This window comes from Nitratireductor sp. GZWM139 (assembly GCF_030068685.1).
Taxonomy (GTDB): Bacteria; Pseudomonadota; Alphaproteobacteria; order Rhizobiales; family Rhizobiaceae; genus Nitratireductor; species Nitratireductor aquimarinus.
This window is the reverse complement of the sequence record NZ_JAMQML010000026.1, coordinates 1-25,395: the sequence shown is the minus strand read 5'-3', so window position 1 is coordinate 25,395 and position 25,395 is coordinate 1. Positions and strand designations below refer to the sequence as shown.

Genomic DNA, 25,395 nt, shown 5'->3' with positions numbered 1-25,395 from the left:
TTAGCAAAGCTGCAGAACTGTCCGAAAAAGTGGGACCACTTCAGGAAGAAACCTTGCGCCCTCAGCCGCAGGCAAATCCACAACCTCGTCAGATGATGAAAACCGCGGATCGCGGAGCCACTTGTGGATCAGGTTGGTGTTCATCGCGTAGCGCCGTGCAACCTGCGCAACCGAAACCCCGGAAGCCCGCGCCTGCGCGCAGATCGAAAGTTTCTCCTCGTCCGACCAGACCCGCTTCTTCTGGCCCTTCTTGCCCGCCATCGCCAACCTCAAAATGTCCACTATCGATGGTGGACATCTAGCAGGTACTCCATCACCCCGTCAGAGCAGGGACACCGGACGGATACTCGGCAAGTATCATCGGGAAATACTGACAGTGCCTGAATGTAGAGTGACGGGCATCCCGTCCGAATGCATGAGATCTGGTCAGACCGGGCGCGCTCCGCCCCCGCCGACGGATACGGCCTCACAGTTCGTCTGAATCGCTTTTTGCGAAGTTCAATCTGCGATTGCCATCACGTGACGGCCACATGCAACGAAGACTCCAGCGACAGCCAGCGCGCCAAGTGTAGGGCTTGTGTCTGCCCGCTTTGTTCATCCCGCTCACGCCGCTGCAGCCTGACCAGCGATTCGAGTTTATGACAGTCAAGCAGCCAATGCCACTGCTGTTCCGCTGCCAAATCCACACAGCCGAATTTTCCGTGTGCGAAGTCTTATCCATTAACGTCATCGGAGGACGGGGCAAAGCGTGCAAACGCGCCTGCATAAGCCTTGGGCAACGGTGTAGCGAACCCGCCAGCCTTGCTGGTGCTCACCTTCATTTCAACCAATGCCTCAGCCATCTTCACCGCGGCTGTCACCCCGTCTATCACTGGCACGCCAAGTTCTTGGGAAATATCGGCCGCCAAGTCTGCCATTCCGGCACAGCCGAGCAGAATGCAATCCGAATGATCTTCGCGCAGCGCAAGAAGGCATTCCTCAAGGATAAGAGTGCGCGCATTGGAATCCGGTCGCTCGAGGTCGAGCACGGCAAGATTGCTTGCTCGGACACTGCGGCACTTGCCGGACATTCCATAAACGTTGACCAAATGCTCGAGGATAACGCGCGATCGCGCTAGCGTAGAGATCACCGAAAAACCGGTACTGACGAAACTGGCCGTCTTCATGGCCGCTTCCGCAATGCCGATGACTGGGCCGCGGGCAACTTCGCGTGATGCCAGAAGACCGGGGTCGCCGAAGCAGGCGACGATATGGGCGTCGACCCCTTCAGCCTCGCCCTTGAGCACCTCATCCAGAACGCCGATGGCGGCAAACGCCTCGTCATAGTGCCCTTCAATCGAAGCGGGTCCCATCTTAGGGCTTACAGTGACCAACTGCGTTTCGGGTCTTGCGACTCTTGCAGCAGCGGCGCCAATCATGTTGGTCATCGACCAAGTCGTATTCGGATTGATGATCTTCAGTTTCATGGTGCCTCACATCATAGTGCAGGTCGAGTAATGTGTGTTTTTCAAACTTGACTCCGTTCAGCAGCGCAAAACGGGCTTCCGGATGTCCCCACTTCGGCGTCGGAATGTCCACAAGCCCAGTTTTTCGGCGCCATCATGCCCGCGAAGAACGAGAGCCGTCATGTCGCGCGTCCATTTCGGCCGGCTCTGCGGGTGAAGCGCTGCGTGGAAGTTGCCTTGCCATGGGTCGGATCAAACGGAGTGGGCAGTCGTCCGCTGGGTCGGATGTAATCATATGGCTCTCGCGCAAGGAACTGACCCCGTCCCGGCTCAGCCTTCAGCACACCCCGATCACAGACAATCTCGCCCCGTGCAATCGTGGTCTCTGGCCAGCCAGTGATTTCGATCCCTTCGTAAGGTGTATAATCGACGTTGTGATGCAAAATCGCGTTTTGCAGGCAGACACGCCGATTAGGGTCCCAAATCACGATATCTGCGTCGGCGCCAATTTGCAGTGCGCCCTTGCGCGGGTAAAGTCCGAACAGTTTGGCAGGGTTGGTGCATGTGAGAGCCACGAAGGTTTCCAGATCAATCCGGCCTTTGCTGACCCCTTCAGAGTACAGAACAGGCATCCGTGTTTCGATACCCGGTACACCGTTCGGCACCTGATCGAAAGACGCATTATTGCCGTTGATCATCTTGCCCTCCGGGTCGTCGAAACGGAACGGTGCGTGGTCAGACGACACCACATCGAGCGTGCCACGGGCCAGTGCGTCCCACAGGGCATCTTGGTCTGAATGCGTCCGCGGGGCCGGGCTGAAGATCAGCTTCGCGCCCTCGAAATCCGGGCGATCAAGGTCGTCGGCTGTAAAAAGAAGGTATTGCGGGCATGTCTCGGCGAAAACCTTGACGCCGCGTGCCTGCGCGCGGGCAATTTCCTCTGCAACCTCACCGCCCGAAACATGGAAAATCTGGAGCGGCACATCGAGCATCTCGGCGAGTGCGATGGCTCTGTATGTCGCCTCTCTTTCCACGACTATGGGCTTGGCCCAGGCGTGATGCATCGGCGCCGTCAACCCCGCAGATAGAAGTCGTTCTGTCATCCATCTGATGGCGCCATGATTTTCGGCATGTACGGTGACCAGCGCGCCACATTCCCGCGCCACTGCCAAGACGTCAAGGTATTGTAGATCATTCAGAAATACCGGGTCGTAAGTGAGGAAAACCTTGATCGAACGATGCCCCTCGGCGATCAGGGATGGTAATTCTTCCAGCACGGTCGGGCTGGGGTCGCTTACAATCAGATGAAAAGTGTAGTCGATCAGCGACTCTTGGGCGATCCGATGATAGCGTCTCGCCTCCTGGTTCAGTCGCTGTCCTTTCTGTTGGACAATGAAGGGGATGACAGTGGTTGTTCCGCCGAAGGCTGCGGCCGTGGTCGCGCTTGCAAAGCTGTCAGCGTTGCGCGCGCCGCCAGTCCAGGGCTCTTCGATATGGCAGTGGCTGTCGATCCCGCCCGGCAGCACCAACTTGCCGCGGGCATCGATTTCGTTTTCGCTTTTGCCCAGTCCGTCTTCGAGGGCAACTATGCGCCCATCCCGCACGCCCAGATCGCAGCGCATTCTTCCACCCGCAGTGACCACCAGTCCGCCCCGAACCACCAAATCATAATTTGCCACTTAACTCTCCTTGTTCTTGCGTCTGCATTGGCTGGGTGGGATACGCATAGTGAGATCACGTTAATTCACAGGCTGCGCAGGGCCTGACACTTCGCTCCGGCTGACCCGGAAAGGGTCCGGCAGGAACATACTAGATCGCTATTTTCCGGATTTCGTCGAGATAACACTGGTGCAGGCGCGTCGTTATCGGGCCCGGTTTTCCAGTGCCAACTGGCTTATCATCAATCCTGACGACAGGAAAAGCGAAATGCGTAGCGCCCGAAATGAATGCCTCGTCAGCCGCTTGCGCCTCCTCGACGGAGAAGGCTCTCTCCACCATTTCGAGTTCGGTCTGCTCGGCCAACCGCTTGATGGCGGCCCGAGTGACACCTGCCAGAATATCGGGCGATAGCTGTCGGGTAACCACCTGTCGGCCTTTTACGATCCACGCATTATTGGCAGTACCCTCTGTTACCATTCCATCCTGCACGAGCCAAGCATCGTCGGCCCCCGCCTCCCGCGCTTTGGTCTTGGCTCGGGAAGGATAGAGCAATTGTACCGTCTTGATATCGCGTCGTCCCCAGCGCAGGTCGGGCATAGTGACCACTTTCAGGCCGCGCTGAGCTTCCGGCGCCTCAAGCAGGTGAGGCTGCTCTATCGTGAGCATCACGACAGTAGGCGCGACCCTCTGCGGATCAGGATACAGAAAATCGCGCACACCGGGATTGCCTCGGGTGATCTGCAGATAAACCATCCCGTAGCGTAGTGAGTTGAGCGCTATCAGCCGCCGATGTTTATCCAGAAGCGAGTCCTCGTGCATCGGCATTGGCAGATCGAGTTCTGCAAGAGACCGTTTCAGTCTCGCGAGGTGTCCATCAAAGTCGACCAGTTTTCCATCGAAAACACAGGTTACCTCATACACTCCGTCAGCCATGAGAAAACCGCGGTCAAAAATTGAAACACTCGCCTCGTGCGCGGGAAGGAAAGCTCCATCCCGAAAAACGATCCCGCTCATGGTCCAGCCCCTCGTCGCTGCGTCATTTTCCTACTCAGCCGTGCTCAACGGGCCGTGATCCGGCCATAATGTTGTGGCTGTCGGTGAGCTGCGAAGTTAAAGATGTGGTCCCGCAGGTCTCGGCAAAGATCGAGGTCGCAAGTTGCTGTAATCAGCTCATCCTCGACTGTTGAAGAAAGTGCGACGATTTCGCCAGTTGGCGCAACTATGCATGAATGCGCGAGCAGCGAGCAGCCTTCCTCGATACCTGCCTTTGCCGCTGCCGCGGCCCACGCACCGTTCTGATATGCACCGGCCTGCATTGACAGAAGGTGATGAAAAGATGCGAGGTGATCGTGCTGAGGCACCACCGGGTTGTGTGTCGGCGTATTGTATCCGCCACAGATGATCTCGGCACCCTGAAGTCCGAGCGATCGCCAGAGCTCCGGCCAACGACGGTCATTGCAAATGTACATGCCAATTCTTGCCGTGCCCACATCGAATACCGGAAACCCAAGATCACCGACCTCGAAATACCGTTTTTCGAGATGTTGGAAGGGACGTTCTGGTTCGTGTTCGTAATGCCCTGGAAGGTGAACCTTACGGTATTTACCGCAGATTTCCCCCTTCTGGTTGACAAGAATCGAAGTATTGAAACGCTGATAGCCAGCGTCCGTCGAGGCAATCTCGCCATAACCGAGGCAAAACCTGATCGAGAGCTCTCGCGCGGCCTCGAACAGAGGCATCACATCACTGTTGGGCATCTCGGCTTCATAGAAGGCGTCGAGTTCGCTCTCGTCTGTGATGTACCAGCGCGGGAAGAAGGTGGTCAGCGCCAACTCTGGGAAAACCACGAACTCCGAACGCAACGCAGCCGCCTCGCGAAACAGCTCCAGCATCCGGCTGACGACCTGCTTACGCGACTCAGCTCGCGCGATGGGGCCCAACTGTGCCACCGACATTCTTAACTTTCGCGTCATCGGTCCTCCGATTCCGGATCTCGATCCGGCTGTTCTGTATATGGTTATTTGTTCGATCAGTAGAACATATCATCGCTTGAGGTGCAAGCTCCTCATTTCCCCAATGGCACTCGAAGGATTGTTTTTGATGGAAATCTCTTGTGCATTTGTGTTGCATCCTGAAGTTATACGGCATTCAGTTGGTCGCTTGAGATCGACCCGATTGCCGCGTTGATGTGGCGAAGGACGGGTGCAGGCACTGTGGAAAACCAGGAAAGGCTAGTATGGCTGAGATGAAAAACTCGAATAGGCGCGGTTCCCCCAAGACACAGCCAGCTGCTGTGGGACCGGAGGCTCTTCAGCGCGATGGCAAGAGCTGGCTGCTAACTGGTCCGCGCAGTGACTATAAGCGCCCGGATGCGCCGGGACTTGTGCCAGCTGTCGAAAATGCGATTGCCATTATCGAGATGCTCAACCGAATCGCACCGCAACCTGCCTCGCTGGCCGAGATATCAACTGAACTTGGCATTTCTCGAAGCCATTGCCATTCCATCCTGAAAACCTTGACGGCCTATAGCTGGTTGCTTTTCAACGAAAGGGCCAAGGACTACCAGCTCGACCTGGGCGTACTTCCGAGCATCTCCTCTGTCTTTCGTTCCGGACTTCTTGACGCGTTGCGGCAACAGCTCGACGTATTGGGGCAACGTGTACAATTACCGTTGGTGCTTTCGCGCCCCCAGCGTGACGAAGGATTCATCCTTGTCGACAAGTTCAACGCTGCACATCAGATGGAAGTATCGTTTCCTATCGGCCATCGATACCCTCGGGATGCGGTGGTGCAGATGCGCGCCTTCCTTGCGTGGCAGCCTGCCGAATACATCGATCAATGGTTCGCGCACGGACAGATGACGCGCTACACACGCCGCACGATCATAGAAGAAAACGAAATTCGTGCCGAGCTTTCCAAGACCCGTGAGCGCGGCTATGCACGCAGCGATGAAGAGTTTGCCGAGGGGCTGTTAGCGCTTGCGCTGCCGGTATTCGATCACGAGGGCAATGTCGCATTCATCATAAATTGCACTTCGCCAACAGACCTCTGGCAACGCCGCGAGGAAGAGGTCGCGAGAGAACTGATCCTTGCAGTCGAAAACGTTCACACTCGCACAGGAGCGCGCCTTCCCGATGGTTTTCCACGAGGTGCATGACCCAAACCTGTGGTCATTGAAGCTTTGTCCTCTTGACCTGCCCCCAAGAATCCGGGCCATTCAAAAGGAGAGTTTGTTCTGACCTGCCCCCCGGACGTCCCTCATTCATAACGAGAGTCCTTGGGGTTGATAGTCGTCGTTTTGGGCTTGGGCAAGCGCGCCGTGCGCGGAGCCCTCAGATAGCTCAAGCGCGCGGCGCGCTTGAGCGGGTGTTTTGTTGCCTAGCGATGAGTGCGGCCTGACATTGTTGTAATCATAGCGCCACAGCCCCAGCTTCCGTCTGGCATCATCCAGGCTGTCGAAGATTTCCTCATTAAGGCATTCATCGCGCAGGCTGCTGTTGAAGCTTTCGATGAAGGCGTTCTGCTGCGGCTTGCCCGGGTCGATGTAATGCCACTCGACGCCATTGTCCTTGGCCCACTTCAGGACGGCCTTGCTGGTGAACTCGGTGCGTTGTCAGTCACGATGCTCTCGGGCCTGCCATAGAGCCGCAAGCAGGATGCCGATCCGGGGTGTTGTCACGTTAACCGAAGGGTTGGCTGGCAAGGCCGTAAATGAAGGTCTTAGGCGATGCTGGCTGCTACTTTCCACGTGCGGAGAGCTTCCATCCGGTGGTAGCGAATGGTCAGGGCGGCGCGTCGGCGAGCTGGAACGGAGAAACAATTGCGGACGGCTGAATGGATGGACACGAAGCGTTGCAGGCCGCCTGGCGAGCGATGACCCTGCATCACGCGCTCTCGCTTTCGGAACGGTAAATGGCTGTTCTCGGCACGATTGTTGAGCCCCTTATGCGACCAGTGATCCAGATCGGGCAGGAGTTCGCGCTTGGCCGCGCCATATGAGCGGAGCTTGTCCGTTATAATCCGCTTGGGAACAGACCCCGCGCGTTTCATCAGCTTGCGCAAAAGCCGTTTGGCGGCCCGTTTGTCCCGCCGGGACTGGAGGATCTCGTCCAGAACAACGCCGCGTTGATCAACGGCGCGCCAGAGCCAGAACGTCTTGCCGGAAATCTTCACCACGACTTCGTCAAGATGCCAGATGTCGCCGGGGCGGCGCTGGCATCGCCGCAAGTTCCTCGCGATCTGCGGCCCGAATTTGGCCGTCCAGCGCCGAACCGTTTCATAGGAGACGTCGATGCCACGTTCGAGCAGCATCTCCTCAACCTCCCGCAGGCTCAGATTGAACCGGACGTACAGCCAGACCGCGTGGGCAATGATCGAAGGCGGGAACCGGTGCCGCTTGTAGCTGATGGAAGGTGTCTGCATCGCCGTGACCTACGTAGCAAACAGCAAGGAGGCAATCGCTACCCGATTAACGTGACAACTCCGGCAAGTGGAACAGCGTCTTCCGCCGCTATCGACGGTGGGTCGAGACCGGCGTGTTCGAAGCGATGCTCGAAACGCTGGCGGAGATGGTCGAGCGAGACCGAAGCGCCGACATGATCGACAGCACCATAGTCCGGGCACATCATTGTGCCGTCGGCATAAAAAGGGGACTCAGGAGGCCGAGGCGCTTGGCCGATCGCGCGGCGGCTTCACCTCCAAACTCCATGCCCGCTGCGATGCGAAAGGCCGCCCGCTCGGCTTCGTCCTGACGCCCGGGCAAACGCACGACACGCAAGGCTTTGCGCCATTGTTCCGAATGATTTCCGACAGGATCGAGGCGTTCCTTGCAGACAAGGGCTATGACGCCGATGCCATCCGCGAAGAGATCGCCAGAGCCGAGGTCCAAGCGGTCATCCCCTCGAAAAGCAACAGGCGCGACCCGATCCCACACGACAAAGCCAAATACAAATGGCGGAACCAGATCGAGCGGCTCTTCAACAAGCTCAAGAACTGGCGGCGCATCGCAACTCGCTACGACAAAACCAAAGAATCCTACCTCGGCTTCGTCGCCATCGCTGCAGTCAAACTATGGATACCCTTTGTCCACGAGCGCTAGAGCTCAGCGCGACGAGAGCGGACAAGAAAAGAACGATACCATCGCCCTGCCCGCGCATGTTGCAGGCTCTGGCGCGCTGGATCGCCTTGTGAGCACCGCCCGCGACTATGCCAGTGCGGCAGCCTCTGACAACACGCTGAAAGCCTATGCCAAAGACTGGGCGCATTTCGCGCGCTGGTGCCGGATGCGCGGCGCGGACCCCCTGCCCCCCTCGCCTGAACTGGTGGGGCTCTATATCGCCGATCTGGCCGCGCCGCAGGGCCAAGGGCCAACCAGGGCCCCTGCCTTATCGGTTGCCTCCATCGAGCGCCGCCTCTCGGGCTTGGGCTGGGGCTATGCGCAGCGCGGGCTCTCGCTGGACCGCAAGGACCGCCATATCGCCAGCGTGCTGGCCGGTATCCGGCGCAGACATGCGCGACCGCCGGTGCAAAAAGAAGCGATACTGGCCGAGGATATCCGCGCCATGGTCGCCACCCTGCCCCATGATCTGCGCGGCCTGCGCGACCGGGCGATTTTGCTGATCGGCTTTGCCGGGGGCTTGCGGCGCTCCGAGATTGTCAGCTTGGACCGCCACAAGGATGACACCCTCGAGTCTGGCGGCTGGATCGACATTCTTGAGGGGGGCGCACTGATCACCTTGCGGGGCAAGACTGGCTGGCGCGAGGTGGAAATCGGGCGCGGGTCAAGTGATCAGACCTGCCCGGTTCATGCGCTGGAACAATGGCTGCATTTCGGGCGGATCACGTTCGGACCGGTGTTCACGGGCGTGACGCGCGACGGCAAACGCGCGCGCGACACACGGCTCAATGACAAGCATAGGCATCGCCAACTTGTTTGGAACGGCCAGTGTGGGGCTCCGTTTCGGTCGGATTTCAGGCGTTCATCTCGCCGGTGTAGTCCTGCCATAGGCCGAACGCACCTGCTCTTGCATGCCGGTATGAGGGCGCGGACAGTTTGTATCTGCGCGGCCGGAAGATCGTGTTGATCTGATCGTGGGCGGACAGAAACCGTTGAGCTTGCCGAGGCGACTTGAAACGGCCCATGATCTTCTCCCGTTTCCGGGTCGGACGATGGGAATTCTCAATCCTGTTATTCAGCCCCTTGTGAGCGCGATGATCGGCATCCGGAGCAAGGGCCCGAACCGGCTTGGTGTAGCTGCGCAGCTTGTCGCTTACCACGACCCTGGGCTCGCCGTATTGCACGACCAGCGCTCCGAAGAAACGTCTGGCAGCCTTGGCATTCCGGTGAGGCTGAACCAGGATGTCAAGCACGTCTCCATCTCCGTCAATTGCTCGCCAAAGCCAGTATTTCACACCGCCAATGACGATCACGGCTTCATCCAAGTGCCATTTATTGTTTGGCTTTGGCCGATCCCGGCGAATGCAGCGCGCGAAGTGCCGGCCAAACCGGTTCACCCATTTGCGGATCGTTTCCCGGCTGACGCCAATACCCCGCTCCGCAAGGAGGTCTTCAACATCTGCCGTACTCAACGCAAACCGATGATAGGCCCAAACCGCATAGGAGATAATCGATCTGGGAAAACGGAAGCCCTTAAGGCGCGGCAAATCAAGACGTTCAAACATCACAGTGATCTACCAAGCCCAAGAGTGAGCAACAAGTTGGCAATACCGGACGAAATCATCGAGCGCTCCGAGCGCCGCGAGATCACGCCAAAAACGATCACCGACCCTCAGGCCATCCGGGCAAAGGTTCAGGAAGCGCGCGAGAACGGCTATGCGCTGGCGCTCGAAGAAGTGCTCCAGGGCGAGATCGCGATCGCCACGGCGCTGCTCTCTCCGGAGGGACGACCGCTGGGGGCCATCCACATTGCCGGCTCGCTCAGCGAATGGGACGCGGAGAGCTTCTGTCGGCGTTTCGCACCGCTTGCCGGAGAGGCCGCAGGCGTCATTAACAGGTTTTGACGCCCTCCCCTCCCCTGCGAGATCTTTTAGCGGCGCGCGCAGCGCTCCGATTCTGTCCGCGCGCGAGCCGCGGTTAAGAAAATGTGTGCCTTTTCAGCGGCCCGGGCGGCGTTTTGGTCTACTTCCAGCTGGCCCTGTCGATTTGTTTTCGATGCGATCTGATCCGCCGAGTGACTTAAGTCACGGTAACGGCTGCATTATTCGGCTCACTTCCATCACAGAACATGTTCCGTTAACGTCTTGTTAACCAAAAACTTCTTGACGATGGCCGCCTGCCTCGTGGCATTAGTTACGGAACTGGCGGCGAATGTGAGAGATTGGCGTAACCGCGATGCGTACCTGTTAGTAGCGGTTACTTCCGATTTCAAACCAGCCTCAGCGCGTTTGCATTTTAAGCGTATCTATACCCTCAAGCGTAGGCCACTCGCCGAATGGCTCCGAATCGGGTTACGTTGCACAATATTATTCCGTCATCCGCCCTTTTGTGGGTGGTGACGTTAAGGCAATTCGCGCTGCGCCCGCCAACGGGATGCGTTGCGTTGACACCTGTCAACCAGCGCCGACTTGATTGGATGACGAGGAGCGGCACGGCATGGACATGGCCATTGACCATGAAGGAGAGCGGGAGTTGGACAAGGTTGCTGAAGTAGCGATGGAGGGCGCGGACGCGCAGCCGGTTCTGGCGGCTGACCAGGCCATCGCGGCGGACGCTGCGCGGCTTTCCGAACAGCTGCGCGTGATGCGCGACCGTCTTTATCCGCCGGCAGCCCAGAAGACGCTCCGCACATTCTCAAGTGGTGAAGCGGCGCGTCTGATCGGCGTCTCCGATGGATATCTGCGTCAGCTCTCCATTGCCGGCGAAGGTCCGCAGCCGGAGACCGGGTCCGGCGGACGCCGTTACTATTCCCTTTCAGACATCAACGCGCTTCGGCAGCATCTTGCGGCGCAGGCCAAGGCGAAGGGCAACCTCGCCAAGGCCCGTTCCTATGTGAAGTGGCGCGACCCAGAGCACGAGCATCTGCAGGTCATCTCGGCGACCAACTTCAAGGGTGGCTCCGGCAAGACGACGACCAGTGCGCACATGGCGCAGCATCTGGCTCTGTCGGGCTATCGTGTGCTGGCGGTGGATCTCGATCCGCAGGCGTCTCTCTCCGCCCTCTTCGGCTATCAGCCCGAAATCGATCTTTCCGGCAATGACACGCTCTATGGCGCGATCCGATATGACGAAGAACGCAGGCCGCTTTCGCAGATCATCCGCAAGACCTATTTCGACGGGCTCGATCTGGTGCCGGGCAATCTCGAGCTGCACGAGTTCGAGCACACGACACCGCGCATGCTGGCCGAGCGCCAGGCGGGTGACGGTGCGGACGAATTCTTCTTCGCGCGCATTCAGGCCGCACTTGCCACGGTTGCCGATGATTACGATGTGGTCATCATCGACTGTCCGCCGCAGCTCGGCTTCCTGACGCTATCCGCACTGTGCGCATCCACCTCGGTCATCGTGACGGTGCACCCGCAGATGCTGGACGTCGCCTCGATGAGCCAGTTCCTCTACATGACGGCCGATCTTCTGTCGGTTGTGCGCGAGGCGGGCGGTTCGCTGAACTTCGATTTCCTGCGCTACCTCGTGACGCGCTACGAGCCGAATGATGGTCCCCAGACGCAGATTGTCGGCTTCCTGCGGTCGCAGTTTGGCGAACGCGTTCTGACGGCGCCCATGGTCAAGTCGACCGCGATTTCCGATGCGGGCCTGACCAAGCAGACACTCTATGAAGTGGGCCGGGACAACTTCACACGCTCGACCTATGACCGCGCGATGGAAGCGTTGACATCTGTCAACGCCGAGGTCGAAGCGCTGGTCGAGAACGCCTGGGGTCGTAACGCGACAGGAGACGGGGCATGAGCAAGCGCAAGGACCATCTGAAGGCGCTGTTCGGTGGTGCAGGTGAGGGCGAAGCCCCCTCGCCTTCCCATAAGCCGCAGCCTGCTCAGGCAAAACCGGCCCAGTCGAATTCCGCGCAGTCAAATCCCACACAGTCCGCGCAGGAAGCCAGACTTGCAGCAAAGCTTGCTCCGTCTGGCACAGATGCGCCTGCACGCAGTTCCTCCGGCGCGGTCAAGGCGATGGGGCTTTCGCTCTCATCCATGACACGTGAAGTGGAAGATGCGCGGGCCATTCGTGAGAGCCTCGCCAAGGGCGAACGCGTGATCGAAGTGGAGCCGCACCTGATCGACCCATCGATCGTGCGCGACCGCCTGAGCCTCGAAGATGACGGCGACGAAGATTTCTCTGCGCTGGTGGACAGCGTACGCGAGAATGGCCAGCAGGTGCCTGTTCTTCTGCGGCCCCATCCGACGGAGAATGGCCGCTTTCAGGTGGCTTATGGTCATCGCCGTGTGCGTGCCGCGAACCGCCTCAAGAGGCCGGTTCAGGCGATTGTCCGGACCCTGAGCGATGACGATCTTGTGCTTGCCCAGGGCAAGGAAAACACCGAGCGTCGCAATCTCTCCTTCATCGAGCGCGCCTTCTTTGCCGATGCGTTGATGCGCCATGGTTTCGACCGCAGTGTCGTTCAGCGCGCACTGTCGCTGCACAAGGCGGAGATGACGCGGCTTCTGCAGGTGGCTGAAGCCGTTCCGGCAGACATTGCAGCAGCGATTGGCCCTGCCCCGAAAGCCGGACGCCCGCGCTGGATGGCGCTGGCAGAGTATCTGAAGCGTGAAGCAGCTGTGGCCCTCGCACAGGACGAGATTCAGTCCGTCGCGTTCCGTGCCGCCGATTCAGACGAGCGGTTCCGCAGGCTCTACGAACGCCTCGCCAAGAGGGCGTCGGCAAAAGCCAAGAAGGCTGAGAAAACGCGCTCTGTGGAAGACAGGAAAGGCCGTCTGCTTGCGAAGGTGACGCCGGGAAACAAACCCAGGCTCGATTTCGACGAGAAGACGCGGCCGGGCTTTGCAGACTATGTGGCCGGGCTTCTGCCCGAATTGTCCGAACGTTTCGAAAAAGAGCGGGCGGACGGCAACTAGGTTCATCAGCCGCCAGATGCGGTGAAACAAATCCGGCGGAAACGCCGGTCAGACGAAGAGTGAAGAGGTAGAGCGAGAGGAAAATCGCGCAAGAAAAAGGCCCCCAGAACGTTTAAATTCCGGAAGCCCCTTTCGATGTAGCAATCTGAAAGAATCACTTCCAGCGTTCAAAGTCAAGCACCGGGTCACTCGGTGAGCGTCTTTTTCTTGCCTAATGCAAGGTGAGACAATGACGGATAGATTTGCAATCTCGCCATTCGGCGGGAAAGGGATGGCGCGTGCCCAAATCATAGTCAGTGAGCAGGTTCGGCGTGCCCGCAAGGCCCTGAACACGCGCTCGGACGATGCACGTGCCTGTTCTGAAAATACCGTGGATAAATGGCATTTGCTGCGGGCCGTGACCGAAGCACGACCGGCGCTTGGCCTCTCCGACAGGACGATTGTGGTTCTGGAGGCGCTTGTGAGCTTCAACAGTGAACGCATGCTGGATCCCGGCGGGGAGCTTGTCGTGTTCCCGTCCAATGCCGAACTCTCCATTCGCGCCCGTGGCATGGCGCCGGCAACACTGCGTCGGCATCTGGCCGCGCTGGTGAAGGCCGGGCTCATTCTGCGCCGCGACAGCGCCAATGGAAAACGTTTTGCGCGCCGTGGTGAAGAAGGCCAGATCGAGGAAGCTTTCGGCTTCGATCTAGCGCCTCTGGTCATGCGTGCGGGCGAAATCGAGGCTTACGCAGCAGAAGCACGGCGGCTTGCAAAGGCCCTGAGAGCCCTCAGGAGCGAAGTAACGATCCATCTGAGGGATATTGCAGCCATTGTTCACGCAACCGCCCAGGAGGGCAGGGGAGAGCGTTTTGCAGCCTTTGCAGAGCGTCTCGAGGCGCTTTCTGGAAGATTGGGCCGCAACACCGATTGGAAAACGCTCAAAGCACGCAGAGACGCGCTCGTGGAACTGCGCGACGCAATCGAAAACGCATATCTGGATAACCTGCGCGACGAAGAGCTGGAGGCTCAAAATCCAGAGCGCATGGTTAATGAAATCACAAAAGTGAGCGCCAATGAGTCCCAAAATGAGCGCCATATTCATATTTCAGACTCAGACTCTAATTTTGAAATAGACGTAGACGACATCAAAGCGGAAACGCCGCGAAAGGCTCATGAAAGCGTAGCCCTTGCCCAAGCACACCGGAAAAACCCATCCGGAAGGCTGGAAAGAGCCCCACAACCGACAAAACAGGCTTCTGCAAGTGAAAATGCTTGCCGAACCGCAATGATGCGGCTGGAAATTGTGACCTCAGCCTGTCCGCAAATGCGCGATTATGCGCCCGGTGGCCTCACAAACTGGCGAGATCTCATGAAAGCCGCCGAAACGGTGCGTTCCATGCTGGGAATTCCACCGGACGCCTGGGCGAAAGCGCGGACAGAGATGGGAGAAATCAACGCGGCAATCACCATTGCAGCCATGCTGGAGCGGGCCGAGGCCATCCGGTCGCCCGGCGCCTATCTCCGGCGGTTGACCGAAAGGGCCCATGGCGGCTCGTTCTCCGTCAAGCCGATGCTCAATGCGCTCGTTTCGGCCCGCCAGCGAGCCCTTATAGGCTCAAGGAGAGCGCAAGCTTGAAATGAACATATTCTGGGCATAGATTAATCGGGTATTGGTCAATCTGTGCTCATTTCGCGTTGATTCAGGAGGTCAAAGAGCATGACTGCGGCAGAACTCGATTTCGCAGCGGCCCATTTCGCTGACGAGCGCGCACCGTTTCTGTCCGCCCGGCGGGTTTCTGAACTTCTGGGCGTGACAATGGTGGAGCTCGCACGGCTGATTGGCGTTGCCCGCAACACGCTGACGGCCAAATCCGGCCAGAGAAAGGTTGATCAGGCGCTGAGCCCGGTTGTGCGCATTTTGGCAATGGCGACGGAAATGGCCGGGGATGAGCACCGGGCCGTGATCTGGTTCAAGCATCAGCCCATTCCCGGCTGGGCGGGAAAAACCGCCTATGATCTGGTAGGGGAGGGGAAGGCCGACAAGGTTTTGACCTATCTCGAAGCGGTGCGTGCCGGCGTCTATGCCTGAAGAATTGCGCAATGAGACCCTTTGGCGGGCTTATGTGCCGCGCTGGGCGCATGCGCCGCTTTCAGGGGAGGGGGCCGCACGCTTTGGCGGTCGCTGGAACCCGGTTGGAGCAGCCACGATCTACGCGGCGCGGGAGCTTTCCACGGCCTGGGCTGAATATAATCAGGGATTTGTGCAGCACCCCGCACTGATCGCCCAGCTGACGCTTTCAAAAGCGCGCCTTGCGGATCTGACGAGCGAAGAGGGGCTTGAGGCAGTCGGGCAATCGCCAGCTTTGCATCAGTGCGAGTGGCGGGCGGATATGGATGCCGGAAAGCTGCCCGAAACCCATCTCCTGCGCGAAAAACTGCTTCTGCAAGGCTATCACGGCGTGATCTATCCATCCTTCATGTCGCCCGGCGGAAGCTGCGTCGCGCTGTGGAGCTGGAATGGAGAGAAAGGACCCGGTCTTTCCGTGACGGATCCCGAGCACAGACTGCCAAATGACGCGGCTTCCTGGCTTTAGATCGTTTTTCGGTTTTCTCGGATTTTCACCTGAAAATGGCTCGTTTCAGCTCATTTCGGGATGATATCCGCGCTTTTCCTTGATTTTGCGCAGGCGCTGGAGGGCTGTCTCCGCAGCCCCCGTCGTGTCGAAGAGATTGATCTTGAACTGCCCGCGCGTGCCGATCCGGCCCCACTGGCGCACAAGAGCAGCGTCGCCAAACAGGGGGGCTCAACGGAAAGCGTGTAATAGCGCGCCATGTTGCGTGCGGGATCGATGCGTTTCAGACAGCAGAGATGTGGGTTGGTAGCCATGCCTATAGCAGGCCCGGAAAAGCCGGCTGCGTCCAACGCATCTACTGAATCGATCAGCGGTGACCGATTCACGTCGCTTATCGTTCATTGACTGAAGATCGAGGGCGAATGCGCGGTATCGAGAGCGCTCAATCCCCTTGTTTCTATGGAGTGTGGGACGCAAAACCGATGCTGGAACTGCTCTAGAGACCACTCGCCTTGGTGAGATTGACCCGGAAACGATCGCGGCGACGCTGATATTGACGGGTCATTTCAGCGCTTGCATGGCCCAGCTGCTTTTGAACGAAGCGTTCGTCCACCTCGGCTGAAGAGGCAAGCCCGGCACGGAGGGAATGGCCGGAAAACAGCTTTTCACGCTCCTTTTCAGACAATTCCGGGCGCAAACCGGCGTCGAGCGCGGTCTTTTTGACCAGTCTGGCGACATGTTTGTCGCTGAGACGGCTTTCCTGAACCGATTTCTCGCCGCGAATTCTGCGAAACAGCGGGCCATGGGCCACGCGCCCGAGCCGCATCCAGATTTTCAGCGCTTCAACGGGGCAGGAACGGTCTGCCGAGCCGCGCCCGATCTCCACTTCACGCCATCCGGTTTTGCCGCGCAGCGTGAGAAGCGCGCCGTTTTCGAACATCTCGACCCAACCACAGCCATCTTGCGTCTGGTCGACACCTGCATCGAGGCCAACGATCTCGGAGCGGCGCAATCCGCCGGCAAAGCCGACCAGAAGCACCGCCCTGTCGCGCAGTCCTCGCAGATCGTGGGGCAGGGTTTCGAGCATGGCCAGAATGTCGTCGGCCAAAAGCGCTTCCTTCTGAACCGGCGGGCGGCCGTGTTTGCGGCGAATGCCGGCAAAGACTTCTGCAATGTGCGGATTCTTGCGGTCGAGACGGTCCCCACGTTGCGAGAACGCCTGAGAGAGCCCGGAAAGCCGCCGCTCCAACGTCGAAACGGTTGGCCGCGGTGAAGATGAAGCGCAGGCGGACAGGTATAGCCCCACGGTCTCTGGATTGGCCGGTAAGGGCGAGAAGCCCGCGCGCCGGCACCAGGAGGCGAAATGACGCCAATCGGCAGCGTAGGCGCGCTGTGTGGCTTCCGAGCGGGCCGCGCGCGCGTAACTGCGCGCCGTTTCGACGAGCGGGTCCGTTTCGGCGGGCAGGAGAGGGGAGGGGGCCTCCGGCTCATCCATGGCCAGCACGATGTCGACAATGTCCGGCAGGTCAGGATTTTCTGGCGCCGGTTGGTCGCATTTTAACGTTGTTATGGCATTCTGAGTGCGAGATTCGTCGTTTTGCGACGTGCTCTCTCGCGTCGCAGACGGGGCTAAGTGCCGGTTTTTGGTATTCTGCTCGATCTCAGAGGCCATTTCGCCATCTAGCACGTGGATGTCCGATAATGCAATCTTATCGGTCGTTACTGGATAAAGACAGGCGCGGCGGTTTGATTGCTTAAAGTGAATGAAAAGCGCCGGACGTCGATGCGCCCTTCCTGCCATTGGTTCTGTTGCAAACTTTTCGCTTACAGCCGGCGTGGCATAGGTGACCGACAGTTTGCCGGAGCGTTGTTCATGTTCAAGGGTCGCCATTTCGACCGGTCAGTGATCCTGCTTTGCGTCCGCTGGTATCTGNGGAGAGTTGTTCATGTTCAAGGGTCGCCATTTCGACCGGTCAGTGATCCTGCTTTGCGTCCGCTGGTATCTGGCCTACGGCCTGAGCCTGCGCGACTTGAAGGAAATGATGGCAGAGCGCTGCATGGCGATGTCACGTTAACTTCCGGTCAGCGCCTTGCGGTTTAGAGGCGCGAGCATGAGTACGTCCGCCATCAGCTACAAGCGTCACCGCTTTCCTGCCGAAATCATCGCCCATGCGGTTTGGCTGTATTATCGGTTTCCGCTGAGCCTGCGTCATGTCGAGGAAATGCTTTTGGAGCGCGGCATCGTCGTTTCCTACGAGACGATCCGCCGCTGGGGCCGGAAGTTCGGGCCGGACTATGCTGGGCGCCTGCGCCGCAAGCAGCCGGATCGCAATGATATCTGGTACCTCGACGAGGTCGCCATCACGATCGCCGGCAAGAAACATTGGCTGTGGCGTGCCGTCGACCAGGATGGCTATGTGCTCGATGAGATCGTCCAGACCCGGCGCAACACCAAGGCCGCCAAGCGCTTGCTGACGCGGCTGCTGAAAAAGCAGGGGCTCGCACCGAAGCGCATGATCACCGACAAGCTCCGCTCCTACGGAGCAGCCAAGCGGCAGGTGATGCCGCAGATCGAGCACCGCTCGCACAAGGGCTTGAACAACCGTGCGGAGAATTCGCACGTGCCGCTGCGAAAACGAGAACGCTCAATGCAGGGGTTCCGATCGCCGGGGAGCCTACAGCATTTCATCTCGATCTTCTCCGCCTTTCGCAACCTTTTCGTCCCGCCCCGCTCACAACGCTCTGCTCTCGGCATCCGCCGTCATCGCCTCCAGGCCATGGCGGAATGGAACGCTGTAACCATCGGCACCTGATCGAGCCGCCGCAGGGCCCGGTGCGTCCATGCTCAGGTTTATGTGACATCGCCGGTTGGGCTTATAACCGAGCTGGCGCGCGCTTTTATGAACGCGATTGCGCACATCCTCACTGCTATAACCATACCCGCCCAGAACCCTGCCGGCGGTGGCAGTGCCCACACCTGCCAGCCTGGCAACTTCCGCGATCGTAACTTTGCGGCTTTTTTCTTGCGTCACAGCGACCCCCAGACTCTCTATCTCGCAAAGCCGCCGTGTCTGCAAGCTACTCCGTTCATCGGTCAGCTCCGAGAAACGGGAATGACTGGTTTGGAAATGTCGATCCTGGAAACCGCATCCAATATGCGATTGATCACATCCCATCCCACGAGCAGCAGCTCACGAACGTGCGATGCGATCAGCCAGATCGACGTTTCAATGGGCACGGCAAGCGGACGAAAGACAATTCCGGATGCTGCGCGGCAACAAATGCTAGGCTGGGCGGTGTCACGTTAATGAGATCGGGATGCGATTGGATTTGTGGCGCTGTTTTCAGCGGCCGATGGTTACAGCGTTCCATTCGGCCATGGCGCGCAGGCGATGACTGCGAATGCCGAGAACGGAGCGTTGGGGACAAAAAGGTTGCGGACAGCGGAGAAGATCGAGATGAAACGCTGCAGGCTTGCAGGTGACCGAAAGCCCTACATTGACCATGCTTGTTTTCTAAGCGGCACGTGCGAATTCTCCGCAAGGTTGTTCAATACCTTATGCGACCAGTGCTCGAAAGATGGCTGCTTGCGGCGCAGGTCACGCGCATAAGCGGAGCCGAACTTCCTGCCCCAGCGCCGGACCGTTTCGTAGGAAACCGAAATGCCTCGTTCCAGCAGCATTTCCTCGATCATACGGAGGCTCAGCAGGAACCGAAAATACAGCCAGACAGCGTGCGCAATGATCTCAGATGGGAAACGGTGGCGCTTGTAACTTGCAGATGCGGTCTTCATAGCCACCAGCCTATCTCGCAAACACCTGCCTCGTCGTTAACGTGACAAGCCCGCATAGCGTTCTATCCTAAGGCATGGGCCCAGATTTTCGTCTAGGCCCGTGCATCCTATTTTCCGGACGTGCCTGATTGCTCGGTGTCTACGACTTTGCACATCTCGATGCGCAGCGCGTCGACGAGGTCGCTGCGTGGATTGTCGTGGCGGGCGAGGAGACCGACCTGCCGCGCTTCGAGGCCGGGCAGCTCGATTTCGCGGACGGCCACGGGGTTGGGCGCGGGGACGCAGCGGCGGGGGGGGACAATGGAGACGTCGATGCCGTGGTAAATTATCGACGAAATCATCTGGATGCCGTCGAGCTCCATCACCTCGTCTACCGTCACGCGCTCCCGGACCAGCCAGTCATCGATGAGCTAGCCCGACCACATGGAGCGGCTGATGCGGATAAACGGGTAGCTACCGAGGATCTCATGCGGGTCGTCCGAAGGACAATCGCGAGGCATGACGAGGGTGAAGGGCTCGACGGCGATGGGGTGAAAGACAAGCTGCGCCCCTAGGCCGTGTGGACGGATTTGACCAAGATGGACCCGGCAACGAGAGCGACGAAAGATGCGAAGTTCCGTTTGGTCATTTCGCAGCGTAGGGCGATCCGCTTGAAACGCTTCAGTTTGCCGACGGCCTGCTCGATGCGGGCACGACCCTTGTAGATTGCATTTGCGAAGCGCGCCGGCTTTCTCTTTTCATTGGCCTTATGCGGGATCACGGCAATTGCGCCGTGTCGACGTGCAGCCTGCCGGTTAGCTTTGCTGGCATATCCCTTGTCGCCCACCACCGCGCGTGGCTCGACATCGGGACCGAGCGCAAGCAGGACGGGAAAGTGCGGGGCGTCGGCCTTCTCGCCACCGGTCAGATCGAAAGTGATCGGCTGGCCGTCAAAGTCTGTTTTCAAATGGATTTTCGTCGAGAACCCGCTGCGCGAACGGCCGAGCGCCTGGTTTTGCTGCCCCCATTTGCGCCTGCCGCTGAGACGTGGGCGCGGACGATGGTGCTGTCGAACATCTGCACCAGCTGCGCAGTCGAACTGAGACCGGCAAGACTGTCGAAAAACTCGTCGAACACACCAGCCGTGCTCAGCCGGTCGAAGCGTTTCCACACGCTGTTCCATTTGCCGAAGCGTTCGGGCAAGGCGCGCCAACTGACATTGTGAACCGAGAAATAGTGCAAGGCCTCGAGAAAGAGCCTGTCGTCGCGCCCCTTGGCGCCTCGTCGCGGAAGTGCCGCCCTGAACACCGTCAGCGCGTTCGCCCAGTCATTATCCGTCATCTTCGTGGACATTGCCGAACCGCCAAATCAGTCGGCGATCCATGAAACACATTGAATCCGCTGAGGGAATCCCCATCCGATACCTGAGTCAATTCGTCCACACGGCCGAACAGGCACGCAACAAGGCCTGTCCATCCCTAAAGCGTTTCGGCCAAACGCTCTTCGATAAAGGAGATGGCATTTCCGACACCATCCTCTTTCTGTATTTCGTGGCCAATGTCTGACGCCCGCATCCGCATTTTCTCGTCGTCGATGGCTCGAAACGTGGCGGCGAGAACATCGGCAGTGATGCTTCTTTTATTGATCGGTTTTGGCCCGACACCCAACCTGACAATGCGGCGCGCCCAAAAGGGTTGGTCGCCGAGAAACGGGCAGACAGCCGTCGGCTTTCCTGCGCGCAGCGCCGCACCTGTGGTGCCAGCTCCGCCATGATGGAGCGTCGAGTGGACGAGCGGAAAGAGCTGGTCGTGCGGTGCACCTGCAATCACATGGATATCGACGGACTTAGCGGCCTTGCCGAGGGCCCCTCCAGCGGTTGCGATCAGGCCGCGTTTGCCCGCCTGTCGCAGACCGCCGATCACAATGTCGGTCAAACGCTCGGGGTCAGTCCCCGGCATACTGCCGAAGCCGACATAAACCGGCGCATCGCCGGCCTTGAGAAACGCCGCAAGCTCGACGTCCGGGCGCCAGTCGGGCATATCCAGGAACCAGTAACCGGTCACCGCAACATCCCCTCCCCAATCGGAAGGCTTTGGGATCACTTGCGGACTATAGCCATAGAGCGTTCCGGCAAGCGGCGCAGCTTTACCTCGCGGAGAGAGCGAGAGTGACTCGCTACGCCACTGTCGTACGGCCTTCGAGAAAATGAAACCTCCACCGTGGATCATCAGCCCATGACTCAGGCGGTTCAGCGGGCCGAGCGACGCGAAGGGCAGAATAGGCGTCGGGAATGCAGCGGTAGGCGTAAAGCCGGGCAAGGGAGATGCAAGAAACAGCGGCACGTTGAGCTTTGCGGCGATGTGGGGAGCACCAAGGGCTTTGGGATGATGCAATATCGCATCGGGGTCAAAGGCGCGCGCCGCCTCCCACTCGGCATCGAGCAGGCCTCGCATGAGGTGCCTGTAGTGCTTGATCAACTTAAAGCCCGCTCCAAAGCCGGTACCCGACCCGCCGATGACCTTCTTGGTTTCGCGACTCTCCAACAATGCAAGAAACTCTCCCGGAAGCGGCGCGAAACCCACGCCTTGAGCCTCGATTGCGTCGGCGAACTGGGCCGGCGCCACGAGAAGGACCTCGTGAGCGCGCGCCAACAGCCCTCGTGCTAACGCAAGATAGGGCTGAACATCACCGCGGGTGCCAAGCGTATGAATGGAAAAGCGCATTGCCGTCTCTTCAACCGGTCGAAAGCTGGCGTGTCTGCTCACAGGCAGACAGCTTGTCAGGATTAAGCACACGCATGATCGACAGAATTCGCAGGCCATCTGTCGCGAACGAAGTGGCGGCATGAATACGGTCGTCTACTCTGCCGATCATGCCGGCCTGCCCGTTGACCTCCAATAGTTCCAAGGCAAAGTTCTGCGGTAGCTTTGCCAGCACCCCGACTTCCATGCGCGCGATCCTGTCTGCTCCCACGACGGGGCGAAGCGCCGCCCAGGTCTTCCCACCGCCGTCGCTGACAAAGACCGCATCCCGCGCCAGCAGTTCCGCAATGCGGTCAGCGTCGCGCTCTTGCACGGCCTGCACATATCGCGCCACGAGCTGACTGTGTGCGGCGCTCGAAACCTCGAACCGCGGCTTGTCCTGCCTTACACGCTGACGCGCGCGATGTACGAGTTGGCGGCAAGCCACCTCGCTCTTGCCTAGTGCGATTGCGACTTCTGAATAGCTGCAGTCGAAAACATCGTGCATCAAGAACCCCACCCGCTCCTCAGCCGACAATCTTTGCAAGACGACCAGAAGAGCCATGGATAGATCAGAGGCGAGTTCCGATGTGTCAGCGGGTGATTGCTCGACGGAGAGCAAGGGTTCGGGCAACCAGGGACCGACATATCTCTGACGCTCCGCTTGTATAGCTCGCAGCCGGTCAATGCAAAGCCGCGACAACACGGTGACAAGCCAGGCCTCAACAGAACGAATTTCTTCTGGCCCAGCTTGATGCCAGCGCAAGTACGCCTCCTGCACGACATCCTCGGCCTCCGATCGGGACCCAAGCATGCGGTAAGCGAGGCCAAACAGTCGCGGCCTGAGCCTTTCAATGTCCGCGTTGTCCTGCATGTCGGCCTTCCGTTTAAAAATCGCGCCCAGAAAATAGACGGGGCCGGCTGGGAGGCTGTGACAGGCAACCGCCATTTTTCCAGCAAGAACGAATATATTTGTGTGCAGTTGTCACAACAGCGTGGCGCGTCCGTCTTTGTTGATAGCGCGATTGGGCAAGCAATAAGCCCAACATCTCGAGTCTAACGAGGGGGCTACCGTAGAACCCGGGTGAGTTTCTACATGGAAGCCCTGAACTGATACACGCTCAGCTGGTGAGACAGTATGCCTCCGATGATTGCAGAATTCATTCAACGGACACTGTAAAATGGCGACCGGTCTCCTCAAACTCGAAACAGCGACTCTCCTTATCTGCGGATTCTACAATCTAGGGTTTTCAGCCTTTCATGCGGCTTTTTGGAGCCTGTTTGGATGGCCTGCCAGGCTGCGACCCTCCGGCACGATCAACGCCGCCATCACCCAGACACTCAACGTGGTTCTGACATATTGCTTTCTGTTATACGGTGGGACGCTTGCCTGGGTCGCCTTGGGATCTAGCGACCCGCATCCACTCATCTTGATTTCCGGCGCAGGTTTCTGGCTTCTTCGCACCGTCTTGCAACCCGTATTGTTCTCCATGCGAGACCGCCGATCCGTAGGCATCACGATCATCTTCCTGGCAGGATTTGCAATTCATGCCGCCGGGGTGATCTTTGCGGTGAGTTAAGGAACGGCGGTACCGGACTATATGGCACGGGCAGCCCCGCGCGCGGCTACCTTTCGATCGTGCCCGTCCTCCGGATCTTTTTCTGGAGCAGGAGAACACCATAGAGCAATGCCTCTGCGGTTGGTGGACAGCCTGGCACATACACATCAACCGGAAGCAACCGATCCGCACCTCTGACCACTGCGTAACTGTAGTGATAATACCCGCCCCCATTCGCACACGAGCCCATTGAAATCACATAACGAGGTTCAGGCATCTGATCGTAGATCTTGCGCAGCGCTGGCGCCATCTTGTTGGTTACCGTACCGGCAACGATCATGACATCAGCCTGCCGCGGCGATGCTCGCGGAGCAAACCCAAAACGCTCCGCGTCGTAGCGAGGCATGGCAAAATGCATCATTTCGATGCCGCAGCAGGCCAGTCCGAACTGGTTCCACATCAGCGAGCCAGTCCTTGTCCACTGAACAAGAGTGTCTAACTTGGTAATCAGCCATCTTCGATCACTGAGTTCACTGAGGAAGCTTTCTGTCGACGGCGCGGGCACAGCCTTCTCCCTTAACGCTCTCCATCTCACGGCTTGGCACGCTCACATACTCACTTGCATGTCCTTGCAGGCACGCACATACTGAACGGCGACTCGAAATAAACTATGCACAAAAATGTACGCCGTTCAATGAAAAGACACAACGAAGCCGACAGCGCACCAAGCCGTCGAATCCGCAAGCAAAAACAAATGCGGCAAAAGCTGACTGCCGTGGCGATGGAGTTGTTCGCAGCCCACGGCTACGACAGCGTAACAATGGAACAGATCGCAAACAGAGCAGATGTCGCGAAGGGCACGCTCTACAACCATTTCCCGATCAAGGAAGCCTTGATTGCGGCATGGGTGCATGAGGAGATCGAGCAGAGTCGCGAGAAACTGCTCACTGAGGTCAGAACGCATCGGCCGTTCAGAAGTCGAATTCTGGTGTTTCTGGCGGCCTCACGGGGGTGGTGCGAGGCAAACAAAGCCTATCTGCCAGCCTATCTTCGATACCGACTTCTGGATCTGGGAGCCACTATGCCGAGCGGTGGGATGCACACGCTGGATGGAGTGGGTTGGACTTTTGCAGAGCTCATAGATGAAGCTCAAAACGATGGCGAACTCCGCGATGATCTCCCTGCGGAACAACTGGCTGAGTTTCTGGCACATATGTATCTCGGCGTTCTGCTGCGATGGCTGTCCGGCAAGACGCCTGACCTGAACGCCGAGTTCGAGACCATGCTGAACCTGTTTCTGGAAGGAACAGTCGTCGGCGTTCCGTAGGCCAAGAGCACCTCATAGTCTTAATCCGCCTGATATGCGCCCTCGCCTTGTACATATCGCCACCTGACTGCGACAATATTGACGTGCATCCGAGGGCGCTTCTTGCGTGTCCGCCGCGGATCCCTTGCAAAGGAAAATTCCAAATGCACATCTTCTCGCTCCTGGCGCATCCTCGATCGAACAGCTTCTGTCACGCAATTTCTGCGACTGCGCGCTCGGCACTCCAGGCTGCAGGACACACCATTTGCGGATTTCAGAATTACCGGACAGCGATTACGCTAATTCGCGGA

24 protein-coding genes and 7 pseudogenes are annotated in these 25,395 nt (G+C 58.6%); 13 read left to right on the top strand and 18 right to left on the bottom strand.

Going from position 1 to position 25,395, the window contains the following annotated elements; translation table 11 throughout:
- From NDI72_RS21115 to NDI72_RS21095, 5 genes are all read right to left on the bottom strand, one after another.
- Complete coding sequence (locus tag NDI72_RS21115) at positions 1-261, bottom strand: transposase (protein WP_283801691.1); 261 nt, start codon at positions 259-261, stop codon at positions 1-3.
- Positions 262-713: 452 nt separating this feature from the next.
- Positions 714-1,466, bottom strand: coding sequence for an aspartate/glutamate racemase family protein (locus NDI72_RS21110; protein WP_283801690.1), 753 nt, complete (start codon positions 1,464-1,466; stop codon positions 714-716).
- A gap of 158 nt (positions 1,467-1,624) precedes the next feature.
- Positions 1,625-3,124, bottom strand: coding sequence for a dihydropyrimidinase (gene hydA / locus NDI72_RS21105; RefSeq protein ID WP_283801689.1), 1,500 nt, complete (start codon positions 3,122-3,124; stop codon positions 1,625-1,627).
- Positions 3,125-3,254: 130 nt separating this feature from the next.
- Positions 3,255-4,118 (bottom strand): D-amino-acid transaminase, encoded by an 864-nt coding sequence (locus tag NDI72_RS21100; RefSeq protein ID WP_283801688.1) that lies wholly within the window; start codon positions 4,116-4,118, stop codon positions 3,255-3,257.
- Between the two features lie 44 nt (positions 4,119-4,162).
- Positions 4,163-5,059 carry an N-carbamoyl-D-amino-acid hydrolase gene (locus NDI72_RS21095; protein WP_349632281.1) on the bottom strand — a complete coding sequence of 299 codons (897 nt, stop codon included), beginning with the start codon at positions 5,057-5,059 and terminating at the stop codon, positions 4,163-4,165.
- A 281-nt stretch (positions 5,060-5,340) separates the two neighbouring features.
- On the opposite strand from NDI72_RS21095, the gene NDI72_RS21090 reads away from it, so the two are divergent.
- Positions 5,341-6,261, top strand: coding sequence for an IclR family transcriptional regulator (locus tag NDI72_RS21090; protein WP_283801686.1), 921 nt, complete (start codon positions 5,341-5,343; stop codon positions 6,259-6,261).
- 105 nt (positions 6,262-6,366) lie between these two features.
- Here the strand turns inward: NDI72_RS21090 and NDI72_RS21085 are convergent.
- A pseudogene (locus NDI72_RS21085) lies at positions 6,367-6,755 on the bottom strand (integrase core domain-containing protein); the annotation flags it as partial.
- Positions 6,756-6,824: 69 nt separating this feature from the next.
- Positions 6,825-7,526, bottom strand: coding sequence for an IS6 family transposase (locus NDI72_RS21080; protein ID WP_088665148.1), 702 nt, complete (start codon positions 7,524-7,526; stop codon positions 6,825-6,827).
- 205 nt (positions 7,527-7,731) lie between these two features.
- On the opposite strand from NDI72_RS21080, the gene NDI72_RS21075 reads away from it, so the two are divergent.
- Together NDI72_RS21075 and NDI72_RS21070 are read left to right on the top strand one after the other, a co-directional pair.
- Positions 7,732-8,202 (top strand): IS5 family transposase, encoded by a 471-nt coding sequence (locus NDI72_RS21075; protein ID WP_283801685.1) that lies wholly within the window; start codon positions 7,732-7,734, stop codon positions 8,200-8,202.
- Entirely contained in the window at positions 8,186-9,187 is a 1,002-nt protein-coding gene (locus NDI72_RS21070; RefSeq protein ID WP_283801684.1) for a site-specific integrase, read from the top strand. Before NDI72_RS21075 ends, NDI72_RS21070 begins: the two co-directional genes overlap by 17 nt.
- Here the strand turns inward: NDI72_RS21070 and NDI72_RS21065 are convergent.
- On the bottom strand, positions 9,075-9,785 hold the full coding sequence (locus NDI72_RS21065) for an IS6 family transposase (RefSeq protein WP_283801683.1): 711 nt from the start codon (positions 9,783-9,785) through the stop codon (positions 9,075-9,077). The genes NDI72_RS21070 and NDI72_RS21065 overlap by 113 nt on opposite strands.
- Positions 9,786-9,833: 48 nt before the next feature.
- On the opposite strand from NDI72_RS21065, the pseudogene NDI72_RS21060 reads away from it, so the two are divergent.
- The 6 genes and pseudogenes from NDI72_RS21060 to NDI72_RS21035 form a co-directional block, all read left to right on the top strand.
- Positions 9,834-10,124: pseudogene (locus NDI72_RS21060) on the top strand (IclR family transcriptional regulator domain-containing protein); the annotation flags it as partial.
- 652 nt (positions 10,125-10,776) lie between these two features.
- Positions 10,777-12,027, top strand: a complete 1,251-nt coding sequence (gene repA / locus NDI72_RS21055; protein ID WP_283801693.1) for a plasmid partitioning protein RepA — start codon at positions 10,777-10,779, stop codon at positions 12,025-12,027.
- Positions 12,024-13,151 (top strand): plasmid partitioning protein RepB, encoded by a 1,128-nt coding sequence (gene repB / locus NDI72_RS21050; protein WP_206995856.1) that lies wholly within the window; start codon positions 12,024-12,026, stop codon positions 13,149-13,151. The genes repA and repB overlap by 4 nt, the downstream gene beginning before the upstream one ends.
- Positions 13,152-13,380: 229 nt before the next feature.
- Complete coding sequence (repC, locus tag NDI72_RS21045) at positions 13,381-14,769, top strand: plasmid replication protein RepC (RefSeq protein ID WP_283801681.1); 1,389 nt, start codon at positions 13,381-13,383, stop codon at positions 14,767-14,769.
- Between the two features lie 81 nt (positions 14,770-14,850).
- The gene (locus NDI72_RS21040) at positions 14,851-15,222 is read left to right on the top strand and encodes an antitoxin Xre/MbcA/ParS toxin-binding domain-containing protein (protein ID WP_113156417.1); all 372 of its coding nucleotides are present in this window, start codon (positions 14,851-14,853) and stop codon (positions 15,220-15,222) included.
- Positions 15,215-15,727, top strand: coding sequence for an RES family NAD+ phosphorylase (locus NDI72_RS21035; RefSeq protein WP_206548922.1), 513 nt, complete (start codon positions 15,215-15,217; stop codon positions 15,725-15,727). The genes NDI72_RS21040 and NDI72_RS21035 overlap by 8 nt, the downstream gene beginning before the upstream one ends.
- A gap of 45 nt (positions 15,728-15,772) precedes the next feature.
- On the opposite strand, the gene NDI72_RS22015 is transcribed toward NDI72_RS21035, so the two are convergent.
- Entirely contained in the window at positions 15,773-15,910 is a 138-nt protein-coding gene (locus tag NDI72_RS22015) for a WGR domain-containing protein (RefSeq protein ID WP_349632280.1), read from the bottom strand.
- A 292-nt stretch (positions 15,911-16,202) separates the two neighbouring features.
- The gene (locus NDI72_RS21025; RefSeq protein WP_283801692.1) at positions 16,203-17,378 is read right to left on the bottom strand and encodes a tyrosine-type recombinase/integrase; all 1,176 of its coding nucleotides are present in this window, start codon (positions 17,376-17,378) and stop codon (positions 16,203-16,205) included.
- A gap of 274 nt (positions 17,379-17,652) precedes the next feature.
- Between NDI72_RS21025 and NDI72_RS21020 the strand changes: the two are divergent.
- Both NDI72_RS21020 and NDI72_RS21015 read left to right on the top strand, forming a co-directional pair.
- Positions 17,653-17,760 (top strand): annotated as a pseudogene (locus NDI72_RS21020) (IS6 family transposase); the annotation flags it as partial.
- A gap of 57 nt (positions 17,761-17,817) precedes the next feature.
- Positions 17,818-18,519, top strand: coding sequence for an IS6 family transposase (locus NDI72_RS21015; protein WP_223006710.1), 702 nt, complete (start codon positions 17,818-17,820; stop codon positions 18,517-18,519).
- A 54-nt stretch (positions 18,520-18,573) separates the two neighbouring features.
- Here NDI72_RS21015 and NDI72_RS21010 read toward each other — a convergent pair.
- The 7 genes and pseudogenes from NDI72_RS21010 to NDI72_RS20980 all read right to left on the bottom strand — a co-directional run.
- Positions 18,574-18,738 (bottom strand): annotated as a pseudogene (locus tag NDI72_RS21010) (LacI family DNA-binding transcriptional regulator); the annotation flags it as partial.
- Between the two features lie 312 nt (positions 18,739-19,050).
- Positions 19,051-19,499 (bottom strand): annotated as a pseudogene (locus tag NDI72_RS21005) (DDE-type integrase/transposase/recombinase).
- Between the two features lie 107 nt (positions 19,500-19,606).
- Positions 19,607-19,894 carry a type 2 periplasmic-binding domain-containing protein gene (locus NDI72_RS21000; RefSeq protein ID WP_349632282.1) on the bottom strand — a complete coding sequence of 96 codons (288 nt, stop codon included), beginning with the start codon at positions 19,892-19,894 and terminating at the stop codon, positions 19,607-19,609.
- A gap of 155 nt (positions 19,895-20,049) precedes the next feature.
- Positions 20,050-20,466, bottom strand: a pseudogene (locus NDI72_RS20995) (transposase); the annotation flags it as partial.
- Complete coding sequence (locus NDI72_RS20990; protein WP_283801679.1) at positions 20,442-20,831, bottom strand: transposase; 390 nt, start codon at positions 20,829-20,831, stop codon at positions 20,442-20,444. The gene NDI72_RS20990 and the pseudogene NDI72_RS20995, both read right to left, overlap by 25 nt.
- A 125-nt stretch (positions 20,832-20,956) precedes the next feature.
- Positions 20,957-22,201: a glycosyltransferase gene (locus NDI72_RS20985; protein WP_283801678.1), complete on the bottom strand. Its 1,245-nt coding sequence runs from the start codon at positions 22,199-22,201 to the stop codon at positions 20,957-20,959.
- Positions 22,202-22,211: 10 nt separating this feature from the next.
- A complete protein-coding gene (locus NDI72_RS20980) occupies positions 22,212-23,093 on the bottom strand; it encodes an RNA polymerase sigma-70 factor (RefSeq protein WP_283801677.1) in 882 nt (293 codons plus the stop codon).
- Between the two features lie 307 nt (positions 23,094-23,400).
- Here NDI72_RS20980 and NDI72_RS20975 point away from each other — a divergent pair, with 307 nt between their 5' ends.
- Entirely contained in the window at positions 23,401-23,799 is a 399-nt protein-coding gene (locus NDI72_RS20975) for a hypothetical protein (RefSeq protein WP_283801676.1), read from the top strand.
- 46 nt (positions 23,800-23,845) lie between these two features.
- Here the strand turns inward: NDI72_RS20975 and NDI72_RS20970 are convergent.
- Positions 23,846-24,316 (bottom strand): annotated as a pseudogene (locus tag NDI72_RS20970) (NuoB/complex I 20 kDa subunit family protein); the annotation flags it as partial.
- Between the two features lie 156 nt (positions 24,317-24,472).
- On the opposite strand from NDI72_RS20970, the gene NDI72_RS20965 reads away from it, so the two are divergent.
- Positions 24,473-25,105 (top strand): TetR/AcrR family transcriptional regulator, encoded by a 633-nt coding sequence (locus NDI72_RS20965; RefSeq protein WP_283801675.1) that lies wholly within the window; start codon positions 24,473-24,475, stop codon positions 25,103-25,105.
- Positions 25,106-25,395 lie beyond the last annotated feature (290 nt).